Below are 11,327 nucleotides of genomic sequence, written 5' to 3' on the forward strand. Positions count from 1 at the left end.
AAAGGTCATGGTTCGGGTCACGTTCAAGACTGCCGAAGGCCGCAAGGTCGAAGCAGACGCCGCGCAGGGCGACACCCTGCTCTCCGCCGGTCAGGCCATCGGCATGCCGCTCGAAGGAACGTGCGAAGGCCAGATGGCCTGCTCCACTTGCCACGTCGTCGTCGCACCGGAATGGTTCGGCAAGCTGGCCGCGGCGACGGATGATGAAGAGGACATGCTCGATCTGGCCGCCGGTGTCGAAGGAACCAGCCGCCTGTCGTGCCAGATCGTCCTGACCCCGGAACTCGACGGTATCGAGGTTTCGATCCCTGCACATGTTCATAACGTCCGGCGCGATTGACGCGACGGTTTGACACCCGGCAGCGGCAGCGGCTCGGCCGGCCCGGCTTGCCGAATAAAAATTTCTGTCAGGCGGCCACGCGTTAACGATTTTCCCGTGGGTTAGGGGAGGCGGAGTCGATGCCGCCGCCATGGCCCTTAGTCTTTGCAATTCCGCCGTTTTGTCGGGACCTCAAGTGCTGAAACTTTGGGCGCGCGAAGGGCGATGATGCGAATTTGTTAACCAGATTGCGCAAGCATGACCGGCAAGCATTTCTTGTATGCCTTTGGGCGAAAAGGGATGCATGGTCCATGCACCTCTCTCGCTCCGGCTTCGCGGCATTGCCACCGTCCTGATTGGCACGGTTGCCTGTGCGAACGCACTGCCTGCGCATGCCAGTGCAGGATCGGCGCTGATCGCGTCGGCGGTCGCCAATGTCGCTGTGGCCACCAATTGCCACCGCACCGGCTCCGCTATGTTTACAAGGGCCCAGACGGTTGGCGACGCCGCCCTGATCTCGCGCGACAAAGTCAAACCACTCTCCGCGCTCGAACTCATGCGGCAGCAGCAGGCGGACACCGGTCGCTCGGCCAGTTTCGCTCAGATCGCAGCTGTCGATGCGCGCCCGTCCTATTTGCCCGCCTTCGCCGCGCAGGCCTCGGTCATCGCAGATGGAACGCCCGCGATCGTACCGGCGGCTTTGACCGGCATGGCCTGTGCCGAACGTTTCGACGTTATGCGCCCCGGCCTGTCGCGCTCGGGCTACGATTTCCTCGAAAGCCGAATTCTGCCGGTGTCGACGACAGCGTTTGATGCGCAATGGGGCCGGGTATCGCATTCTGGAGCAGGGGTGGCTCGCACCGCCTTGCTCAAGGCTGACGCGGGTGAAGGGGCGCTGCCCTACCGGATCGCCAAGGTGAACCGCTGGGTAAATGCCAAAATCGCATACACTTCCGATGCCAAGCTTTACGGCAAGGCGGATTATTGGGCGACGGTCGGCGAAACGCTGGCGCGCGGCAAGGGCGATTGCGAGGACTACGCGATCGCCAAGATGGAACTGCTCGCCGCGATGGGCGTGTCGCGTGATGACATGTACCTGACGCTGGCCCGCGATCTGGTTCGGCGTGATGATCACGCGGTGCTGATCGTCAAAGTCGAAGGGCGCTCGATCCTGCTCGACAACGCAAGCGACGATTTGATCGATGGCGATAGCGCCAACGACTATCGGCCGATCCTGTCGTTCAATGGCGGCAAGCGTTTCCTGCACGGCTATTAAGCCGCGAGGATCGAGCTCACTTTTCCGTCAGGGCCGTATTCAAGCCGCGCGTGATCGGCTTTAGCAAATAGGCCAAAACGCTCTTGCGGCCGGTGATGATTTCCACCTCGCAAATCATGCCCGGCATGATCGCCAGTTTCTGACCCCGGTGACGGATGAAGGCGCGATCGGTTTCGATCTGGGCAAGATAGAAGCTTTCGCGCTCATTTTCGTCATAAACGCTGTCGGGGCTGATCTGGCGCACTTTGCCGGATAGGCCGCCATAGATCGAAAAGTCGAAGGCCGTGACCTTCACGTTGGCCCGATCGCCGACCTTGATGAAGGCGATGTCCGATGGACGGATCTTGGCTTCGACGAGAAGCCTGTCGCCGGTCGGGACGACCTGCATGATCGTTTCGCCCGGCGATACGAAACCGCCCACGGTCGAAACCTGAAGATCGTTCACGATGCCATCGACCGGCGCGCGCAGTTCGTTGCGCGAAACGCGGGCAGTGGCGCCCTTGATCGACTGTTCGTTGACCGCGATGCGCGTCGCCAGTTCGCTACGCTCGTTAAGCGCCTGTTGCTGGAAATCCAGCCTTTCGCTGGACAATTGCGCCTGCGCCTCGCTTATCGCGGCGCGCGCGCGCTGGACTCCTTGCCGTGCGGCGCTGAGCCGTCCCTGCACGTCCACGACTTCGCGTTGCGCAGTCAGCAGTTCGGTTTGCGGAACGATGCCCTGTTTGGCGAGCGGGGCGAGCATGTTCATCTGCTCTTGCGCCAGCCTCAGGCTGCTTTGCAGGGATTCTGCCGTCGCTTCGCCTTCGCGCATGTCGCGGCGGCGCTGTTCGATCGCGGCGGCAAGTGCCTGCTGGCGACTGCTCGCCGCGGCCTGACGGACCTGTTGAAGGCGCTGTTCCTGAGCGCAAATGCTGCCTGGGCCGCATCCGGAACCCTGTCCCTGCGCTTCGCGCTGCAATCGTGCGGAACGGGCTTCCATCAGCTCCGTCTCGGTCTCCAACTGGCCAAGCTGGCTCGCGCTTTCGCTGTCGTTCAATCGGATAAGCAATTCACCGCGCTTCACCTGCTGGCCATTCTGCACAAGGATCTGTTCGACGGTGGCGGGATCGGCCGCCTGCACGACCTGCACCTTGCTGTTTGGGATAACCTTGCCCTGACCGCGCGTGATGTCGTCCAGCGGGGCGAAGGCCGACCAGAATACGAGTGCGAAAAGACCCGTCGCGGACACGACGATCAGCCGGCGGCTCGAATCCATTCGAGCCCAACGCGCTTTGAAATTGTCGATCATGCGCCGGGTTCCGGATCTTTCGACGAGAGATTGGTCATCAGGCCGGGAGCGGGCTGAGCGTCACCGACAGTGTCAGCGACCGTTGTCGACGCCGCGGCCTGATGCTGCCCATGGTTGGCTATGAGCTGGCGGTACTTGCCGGCCTTGGGCAGTTCCAGCCGCCAACCCTTGGTCGTGTCGATCCGCCCGCCGATGTCGTTGGTTGCATGGCGGTCCTGAACGTCAGGTGCGACCGTCAGGCCATTTTCGAACAAACCTGTAGGAACATCCGCGATTCCGTCTTCGACCGTGTCGGCAAGGCGCACCGATGGAATCAGCTCTGCCGCGCTGTAGCGTGCGTTGAATGCCCGCGCACTGCCAAGGCCGCCGTTAAAGCGATAGAAGATGTGGCTACCCAGTTGCCGCACTTTGCCCAGCGAATAAGCCCAGCGCGGCACGACATAATCGGCGTGATAATGAGTCGCCGTGCCGACGCTTTCCTCAACCCGACCGGACAGTGCATCGCGTGCGATCCGTTCGGCCGACGCCCAAGCGCCGGCGGCGGGACGGCGGCCAAGCGAGCCATCGCAGGTAAAACTGAACTGGCAGACGCGCTGGTTCGACCCTTGGTACACCACGCCGCAGACGGAATTGGGATAGGCAGGGTGACGAACTCGGTTCAGCACGACCTGCGCCACGGCACGTTTGCCGTCTTCGGGTTCGAACCCGGCTTCGTAGTAGATCGCCTGCGTCAGGCAACGCTGAGCATTGACCGGAACTTCGCCAGTGCCAAAGCCGCGCATGCGTTCAAGCGGAAGGCTTGAGAAAGTGATCTCGGCATTGCGCTCTTTCGCGCTTTCGCCCTCGGCTACGAGCTCGCTCTTCTCGCCTTCGGTCAAGGCCGCGACCGCGCGTTGCTGCGCCCTGGCGGTGTCGACCGGTGATGGCACTGCTTTCGCCTCTCCCGTCAGCCCGCCGGGCATCATCGTGGTGGCGCCAAGAATGATGAGGGGCGCGGCAGCGAACACACCGAGCAGCGCTACGCGAGCGCCGGTCAGGCGCTGCGCAAGGATACCGGCGATGCCAGTCCTAGCTGCGGGTTTCGATACCGACACTTTTGATAACCTCGTCTTTCTTGCCGTCAGCCACGATCTGGCCGTCGCTGACGACTATGACTCTGTCGCACAACGCAAATAGGGCAGGCCGGTGAGTCGCGACAACCAGCGTTTGAGTAGGTGTCAGACTTTGTGACAGTGATTCGATAAACAGGTTTTCGGTCTGCGAATCCATCGCGCCCGTCGGTTCGTCGAGAAAAAACAGCTGACATGGCGCAACGAACGCGCGGGCAAGCGCCAGGAAGTTGCGCTGCCCGCCCGAAAGCGAACGCCCGCCTTCGCCCACCGCGCGGTCGAAACCGCCAGCGTCACGCGAAAGGAACCGGTCAGCGCCAACCTTGCGGAGTGCGGCAATCAGCTGCTGCTCGCTCGCCCGCGGGCCGCCCAGCGCCAGGTTGTCCTTGATCGTGCCGGAAAACAGGTTCGAATCCTGAGCGACGAACCGGAAATTGCGGCGGATGTCGTGCGGGCGATATTGCCGGGCATCGATACCGTCGATGAGCATCGCGCCTTCGTCAGGTTCGAAAAGCCCGCACATCACACGGCCCAGTGTCGATTTGCCCGATGCGACGCGGCCGATGATCGCGATGCGTTCGCCCGGACGGATGACGAGATTGACGTTCTTGAGCGATGGAACGCTGGACCCGGGGTATGCGAAATTCACGCCCTGCATCGCGACGTTGGCCGAACGGACCTGCGGCGGCAGCGAACTACTGCCCATCTTGCGCTCGTCCGGACCTTCCCAAAGCTGTTCGATGGAATCGAGCGTTTCGCTGGCCTGCTTCCATCGGGTGAGCAAGTAGGCCAGTTGCCCGGCGGGAGACAGCGCACGCGATGCGAGCATGACGATGGCGATGATCGCACCCATCGAGATGATCCCGGCGTCGAACATGTAGTAACCGCCGATCACCAGCGAGATCGTCGAAATCTGCTGGAAGGTCGAAGCCGCTCCGATCGCGGTGGAATTCACCTCTCGAAGTCGTTTTTGCGACCGGCTGGCCATGTCGGAGATGCGACGCCAGCGACCCAGCATCTCGCCTTCGCCGGCAATGCTTTTCAGCGTTTCAAGCCCGGCAATCGATTCCACCAGCTGGGTCTGTTGCAAACCATAGTCGGCCTGCGCATCGCGTGTGGTGTCGCTGATCTTGCGTTGCAGATGAATGCCGAGCACGATCATCGCACCGATGATAAGCAGCGGGATCAATGCCAGTGGTCCCGCGATGATCGCGATGAAACCGATGAACACGAACAGGAAGAACACGTCGACAACCAGCACGATCGTCGTCGAGGCAAAGAAATCGCGCACCGTGGCATATTCGCTGACGCGGGCGACAAGATTACCGGTATGGCCGGTTTTCGACGCCAGGGGCCGCGACATGACGCGCGCGTAGATTTTCTGCGAAAGGCTGATGTCTAGATCGCGGCTGATCTCGTCGAGCACGTTAGTTCGCGCCTTTCGCAACGCGAATTCGAGAGCAAAGGCGATGCCGACGCCGAGTGCGAGCACCCACAGGCTGGATGTTGCGCGGTTGGGGATGACGCGATCGTACACGTTCATCGTGAAGATGGGCAGTGCGACCGCGAGGAAGTTGATGACGATCGAAGCGACGATTACCGGCCAGAACTCACGCCGGCGCTTGGCAATTTCGGACCAGAACCAATGGGCACGGGCGCGTTGATGCCATGGTTGTCCCGCATCTCGAAGCGTCGAAGGATCGCCTTCCACCGACAGCAGGGTCAGCGGCGAGCTTTGCGCGAATGGCGCGGCGGCTTGCCACGTTTCCTTGGCATATCCGGGCATCCAGACCAGGACATCGTCGCCCTCGCGATCGAGCAATAGCGAGAGCGATCCGTCAGCGGTCCGCACGATCAAGGGATAGTGCGACTTCGCCAGGGGCAGCGATTTGGCGTGCTTCTCGTCGTAATTAAGCCCGAGCAAATCCAGCGCCGGCCCGGCCTGATGCCAGGGCAACGATCCATCGGGCGCAAAAGCGAGCGAGGATGCCAGAGTTGCTGTGGCAAAAGGGGTGTCGAAATGCCGTGCAACGCGAGCCAGGCAGGCGATCAATTGATCGACCTGCCTGGCGGGCGTGTCACCCGCAACTTGCGGGGCGGTTTCGAACTTTTCCGGCGCGGCCGAATTCATGAACATTCTCGTTCTGAAAGGCGGCGCCGTGCCGCCCGCTTACTTGGGATAAACGCGGCTTTCGCGTTCCGCCGGGATATGCGGACCGTAATCAAAACGCTCGCGTTCCTTTTCACCCGCACCATAATGGGGCGGCACCGACAACGCATCGAGGAAGCGGTTGGTGGCAGCCAGAGTCTGGTATTGGGCGAAGATTTCCGAGAAACGCGCGGTTTCGAGCCGAACCTGCACGTTGTAGCGCGTGTTCTGCGCATCGAGCACGTCGAGCAACGAACGGCGACCAACATTGAACTGGCCCTGATAGGATTCGAGCAGTTTGTCGGTGACGGCGCTTTGCGTGGTCAGTTCACCGGCGATGCGGCCCTGCGTCAGCAGCGCGTTCCATGCCATGCGGACATCTTCCTCGGCCTCACGCTCACGCGTGTGAAGGCGGAAGCGGGCCTCGCTCGAACGGCGGACCATTTCCTGGTACTTCGCGTGGTTGATGCCGCTGTCGAAGATCGTCCAGCGCACATAGGCGCGCGCCATCAGGTCGTTGGTCGTGCCCTTGAACCCGTCGATGTCGTCGCCGGTGCGGGCGTAGGCATCGACGCCCACGGTGGGATAAAGGTCGCCCTTGGCGCTGGCCGCCAGCGCACGCGCGGCATCGACGTCGGCCTTCGCTTCGAGCACCAGCGGATTGCGGGTGCGGGCAAGCCCGACCGCATCGGCTTCGTTGGTCGGCATGGCGCCCCTGAGATCGGGCGGGGTCATGACGTTGTCGATGGTCAATCCGGTCAGCGACTGCAGACGGATCTTGGCGTTCTGAAGCGTTTCTGCCGATTCAGCCTCGCGGATGAGGGCGGCCTGAAGCCGTTCCTCCGCCTGCTGGCGATCCGCGATGGAGATCGAACCCTGGTCTACACCCTTACCCAGATTGCCCACGAGTTCGCGGTGGAACGCTGTATTGTCCATCGACGCAGCAAAGACGCGCTGTTGCAGCATTACGTCGAGATATTGACGAGCAATCTGCAGGGCGATGAATTCTGAGCGTTCGAGCACGCGCAGCGAAGCGCCATCGACGCGTGCAGCCTGACGCAGCAATTCGCCACGGCGACGACCGAAGTCGAGCACTGTCCAGTCAGCCGAAATCTTGGCTTCCATGGGATAGAGCCAGTCTTCGGAAATCCCAAGCGAGCGGCGTGTCGGATTTTCGAGATTGCGAGCCCCGACGCTGCCTTCGATGTTGATCCGTGGGCCATACAGACCTTGCGCCTGCTTGCGCTCGAACTGGATCGCCTCCTTGTTCATCTGAGCCTGGCTGATCTGCGGGTTCGAATCGACGCCGATGGCGATCGCTTCGGACATCGAAACTGGCGCGCCCTGTGCAAGGGCTGTACCGGACACCGAGGCGCTGAGAAGGCCTGCGGCGGCGGCGGCGAACTTGAGATAAGTTTTCATGTTCGTCCCCCCTTACTGGACGTTGAGTTCGACACGACGGTTCTGCAATTCGCGAACCCCGTCTGCGGTCGGCACGCGCAGTTTGCTTTCACCGAAAGCGGCGCTGCTGATGATCGTGTCGTTGAGACCGCGCGCAGTGAGATAGGACCGCACTGCCGCGTTGCGACGTTCGGCAAGACCCATGTTGTAACCGTCCGAACCGGAAGTGTCGGTATAGCCGCCAAGCTGGACCGAGATGCGGCTGCAATCGGCGAGACCGGCGATAGCGCCATCGAGCGTGCTGGCTGCTTCGGGCGTGATTTCGGCCGAATCCCAGTCGAAGAACACAATGAAGTTGCCGGTGTTGCAAGCCGCGGGTGGCGGCGGCGGAGGCGGCGGAGCCAGCGGCGCGGGCGGCGCCATCCAACGCAGGTATGCCGCGTCGCACTTGCGGATCGAATCTTCGTCCCGCAGGTCGTTCTTCATGAAGCCGATCGCGATCGCGCACTGCACTTTTGCTTCGGATGCCCACATGTAGCGCGTGTCGATCGCGTTAACGACCGCCGGATCGAGCGTCGCGGCCAGAGATGCGTCGTAACGCATTTCCAGTTCCGACTTCAGCGAGCCGTCGTCGAGCGACATGAGATCGGATCCGCTTTGCGCGGAAGCCGGAGCGGAAATTACGAATGCAGCGGCAGACACGCTCGCGAGAACGTACCAGCTGTGCTTAGGCCAGCTCTTCATTGGAAAGACCCCCTTGTTAACTTTCCGGTCGGATCAGGCTGCCGCAGCAGCCAGGTGCGCGGCATCATCCGCGGCATCCGCCAGCATCGGCATTTGGAAGTGCTGCCCTGCAACCCCACTGTTAAGCAGCACCTGCATCGCTTCTGTTCCGACGTGTCCGTGCTGAGCCGTTTCCGAAACATTGTCAATGATATGGTTCACTATCTTGGATACCTCGTCAGAGCCGGTTACTTCCGTAATCGCGGTCCGCACTGCATCCAATGCTTGCGTTCCTTTCGCATCGCCCTTTGCGTCTGCGGCCGGTGCGCCAATGTTGAGCAAAGCTGCAAGAACATCGGCTCCGACTTCGGCGCCGCCCACCGGCGTCGGTGGCGGTGCGAAATTGGCAGCAGTTTCGGTCGAAGCGCCAAGATCGGCGACATCGTTTGCGGGCGCACCATGGTCGCCACCGAATGCACGGGCATCGACCGAGTCGTCGTCCGAAAGATGCGCGCTGTCCGATTTCGCGTGCTGCGCTTTATCCGAACCCTCTGCATGAGAGGCCGGGTCGACGTGCGAAAGGTCGACATCGTGCCTGGTGATCGAGTTCACCGCCGTGGCGAAGCTGAGATCCGTTGGCTCGAAATTAACCATGTGATCGGCAGCAAAAAACGGTGTCGTGTTGAGCGAGGTCGCTACCAACAGGCCGGGAACTGCCGCGGCGAGCAGAGCCATCTCGGCCTGGCGCAGTTGCGAGTTCTGTTCCGGCTCTCCGGCATAGTCCTCCGATGTCGCGAACCCGACGTCGGCAAGAACGTGGTCTTCGCCATTCATGACGAAGGTGGCTTCGCCAAAGACCAGCGCATCGCCATAGGCAGCGACATAACCCTGCCCATCGGTTTCAACGCCGATTTCGGTAATGCCGAGGGACGAGAGGCTGGCATACTCGCCGTCTTCGAAGACACCGTCACCGTCGTCGATCCAGACGGCAAGGCCATTCAGTTCCCCACCCGACAGCGTGCCGTCGCTATCAATATCGTTCGTGGCGGCAAGTGCTTCGAGGTCGGTCACCCCATCGGTGCCGAAGGCGAAGTTCTCGTAACCGTCGACCTCCATGTTTTCATCGCTGTCGTCGAACAGGATGCCTTCACCTGCGGCGACCCATGCGGTTGCCACCGGACCAGCACCGTAATCGTATGTGACGCCCGCCGACATATCGACCAGTTCGATACCATCGCCGTCGAGGTCCAGAACGATCGGCGTAGTCAATGGAACAGGCGAAACCTGCACATTGGTGGACGTCCCGTTGAGAACATATCCAATGGTGATGTCCTGGTCTGCACCGGCGGCATAAGCCCCGACCGTCGCGATCTTCACGGGCTCACCCACCCCGACCCCGTCGAGGTTGAGGTAAATGTCCCCGTTATCGTAATACTGGATATAATCGCTCAAATCCGAACCTGCGGGCAGGGACAGGACCTGGGTGAGGTCGATGATTTCGAGCAACTCGTAATCGGTAATCGTGTCGAAGCTGCCATCGGACAGCGCGTTGTCGTCGATCACGAAAATATCGGAATTCAAACCCCCAGTTAGCGTATCGTGACCGGCACCGCCGACGAGCACGTCCTGTCCGGCGCCGCCATCCAGGGTGTCGTCGCCGTCACCGCCGTAAAGCGTATCCCTGCCGCCGCTGCCGTTGAGCGTATCCGCCCCGCCAAGGCCGGCAATGATATTGTCATCGGCATCACCGTTGATCGTCTCGCCCGAGGTGGTACCGACCATATTGCCTTGATCGTCCGGCAGGAAAGTCACGCTCAGCGTGCTGGTTACCGAGTCCCCATCGGCGTCACTGCCGATGATATTGGTTTCGAGCGTGAAGGGTTCGAATGGCTGACCGCCCAGGCTGAATGCACCCAGAGTGAAGGGTTCATCATCGGCACCGTTGAAATCGCCGCTAATTTCGACCCCGGTCATCGGGCCGTCCGTTTCAACGTAGTAATCCCAGCCTTCCTGGATACCTTGAATGCTGACATCGCCATTGGCGAGGAAGTCGACTGAAATGCCGTTTCCTGAACCATCACCGTCAACTAGCGATCTTTCGAACACGAGATTGCCACTCTCATCGAATACCGCGACATAATCGATGTCGGGTGCATCGGCGTCGTTGATGTTGGCTTCGTAGCTAGCCCTCACCAGGATGCCTGCCGTTGTCGCGTTACCATTGATACGATTGACGGTTTGTTGGAAACTCGTCGTTTCGAAGAACGCGTCGGCATAGAGGCCGGACAGTTCGGTGTTCAGCAAGCCAAGGTTGATGTCGTCGCCGCCATCGTTGGTTGTATCGACGTTGATCGCAAAATCGATCGTGACGGTCTCACCATCGTTGATTGAGTTGCCGCCTGACAAGCCAATGCGGCCCTGCGAGGTGTTGACAGTGCCACCAGGAGTGGGCGTATCGATAATGATGTCTACACTATCGTCATTGGCGGGGCTTGCATCGTTGACGCCGAGGCCGATGACCAGAGAGTCGCTGTTGCCACCACCGATGGCACCGGTGATGTCGGTTTCCGAAAAACCGATGCCGTTAGAGACTTCTGCCTGGAGCACGGTAACGACTGCATTGCCCGAACCGTTCAGCTCGACGGTAAAGATAACCGAAGCGTCCGGATTGTTCGGATCGTACGTCGAAGGGTCGAAATTCGGATCCGTCGAACCGATCAGCAGCGAAGTTCCATCACCGAACAGCAGGATGGCATCGTTCATGTAGGAGAGCGGATTGCCGTTTGTGTCCATTGCCGGCACGCCGTCGTTGGCAAGGTCGAAAATCACGTTTCCGAACCCGTCGGTGCCAGTGTTCTCAAGGAAATTGAGATCGACAGTGACCTCTTCACCCGGTGCATTGATGACGAAAGTGTCGTCGGGCAGGAAATATTTCGGGCCGTCGTCCTCGATGGTGAAGGCGCCCGCGATGTCGAAGCTGGCGGTGTCGAAGTCGCCGTCGGCGTCGGTGACGGTGAGCACCACGTCGATGGTCTCACCCTCGGGCAGGGCCAGCGAGACCG

Annotated in this window: 8 protein-coding genes; 2 read left to right on the plus strand and 6 right to left on the minus strand. The window is 60.9% G+C overall.

Features of this window, described 5'->3' with window-relative positions:
* Nucleotides 1–7 precede the first annotated feature (7 nt).
* Together EKN06_RS15205 and EKN06_RS15210 are read left to right on the plus strand one after the other, a co-directional pair.
* Nucleotides 8–340, plus strand: a complete 333-nt coding sequence (locus tag EKN06_RS15205; RefSeq protein WP_127613754.1) for a 2Fe-2S iron-sulfur cluster-binding protein — start codon at nt 8–10, stop codon at nt 338–340.
* A 283-nt stretch (nt 341–623) separates the two neighbouring features.
* Complete coding sequence (locus tag EKN06_RS15210; protein ID WP_164844107.1) at nt 624–1,595, plus strand: transglutaminase-like cysteine peptidase; 972 nt, start codon at nt 624–626, stop codon at nt 1,593–1,595.
* A gap of 16 nt (nt 1,596–1,611) precedes the next feature.
* Here EKN06_RS15210 and EKN06_RS15215 read toward each other — a convergent pair whose 3' ends face one another.
* From EKN06_RS15215 to EKN06_RS15240, 6 genes are read right to left on the minus strand one after another with little or no spacing between them, the layout of a single operon-like run.
* On the minus strand, nt 1,612–2,883 hold the full coding sequence (locus EKN06_RS15215) for an HlyD family type I secretion periplasmic adaptor subunit (RefSeq protein WP_127613756.1): 1,272 nt from the start codon (nt 2,881–2,883) through the stop codon (nt 1,612–1,614).
* On the minus strand, nt 2,880–3,977 hold the full coding sequence (locus EKN06_RS15220) for a cell wall hydrolase (protein WP_240655069.1): 1,098 nt from the start codon (nt 3,975–3,977) through the stop codon (nt 2,880–2,882). Before EKN06_RS15220 ends, EKN06_RS15215 begins: the two co-directional genes overlap by 4 nt.
* Nucleotides 3,952–6,123: a type I secretion system permease/ATPase gene (locus tag EKN06_RS15225; RefSeq protein ID WP_127613757.1), complete on the minus strand. Its 2,172-nt coding sequence runs from the start codon at nt 6,121–6,123 to the stop codon at nt 3,952–3,954. Before EKN06_RS15225 ends, EKN06_RS15220 begins: the two co-directional genes overlap by 26 nt.
* A gap of 39 nt (nt 6,124–6,162) precedes the next feature.
* Nucleotides 6,163–7,563 carry a TolC family protein gene (locus EKN06_RS15230; protein WP_127613758.1) on the minus strand — a complete coding sequence of 467 codons (1,401 nt, stop codon included), beginning with the start codon at nt 7,561–7,563 and terminating at the stop codon, nt 6,163–6,165.
* Between the two features lie 12 nt (nt 7,564–7,575).
* A complete protein-coding gene (locus tag EKN06_RS16130) occupies nt 7,576–8,286 on the minus strand; it encodes an OmpA family protein (protein ID WP_127613759.1) in 711 nt (236 codons plus the stop codon).
* 33 nt (nt 8,287–8,319) lie between these two features.
* Nucleotides 8,320–11,094 (minus strand): calcium-binding protein, encoded by a 2,775-nt coding sequence (locus tag EKN06_RS15240; RefSeq protein ID WP_127613760.1) that lies wholly within the window; start codon nt 11,092–11,094, stop codon nt 8,320–8,322.
* Nucleotides 11,095–11,327: the final 233 nt, after the last annotated feature.

The organism is Croceicoccus ponticola (assembly GCF_004004515.1).
GTDB classification, from domain to species: Bacteria; Pseudomonadota; Alphaproteobacteria; order Sphingomonadales; family Sphingomonadaceae; genus Croceicoccus; species Croceicoccus ponticola.

Coding starts and splice junctions, on each gene's coding strand:
- EKN06_RS15205 (WP_127613754.1), top strand. CDS start 8: ATGGTTCGGGTCACGTTCAAGACTGCCGAAGGCCGCAAGGTCGAAGCA.
- EKN06_RS15210 (WP_164844107.1), top strand. CDS start 624: ATGGTCCATGCACCTCTCTCGCTCCGGCTTCGCGGCATTGCCACCGTC.
- EKN06_RS15215 (WP_127613756.1), bottom strand. CDS start 2,883: ATGATCGACAATTTCAAAGCGCGTTGGGCTCGAATGGATTCGAGCCGC.
- EKN06_RS15225 (WP_127613757.1), bottom strand. CDS start 6,123: ATGAATTCGGCCGCGCCGGAAAAGTTCGAAACCGCCCCGCAAGTTGCG.
- EKN06_RS15230 (WP_127613758.1), bottom strand. CDS start 7,563: ATGAAAACTTATCTCAAGTTCGCCGCCGCCGCCGCAGGCCTTCTCAGC.
- EKN06_RS16130 (WP_127613759.1), bottom strand. CDS start 8,286: ATGAAGAGCTGGCCTAAGCACAGCTGGTACGTTCTCGCGAGCGTGTCT.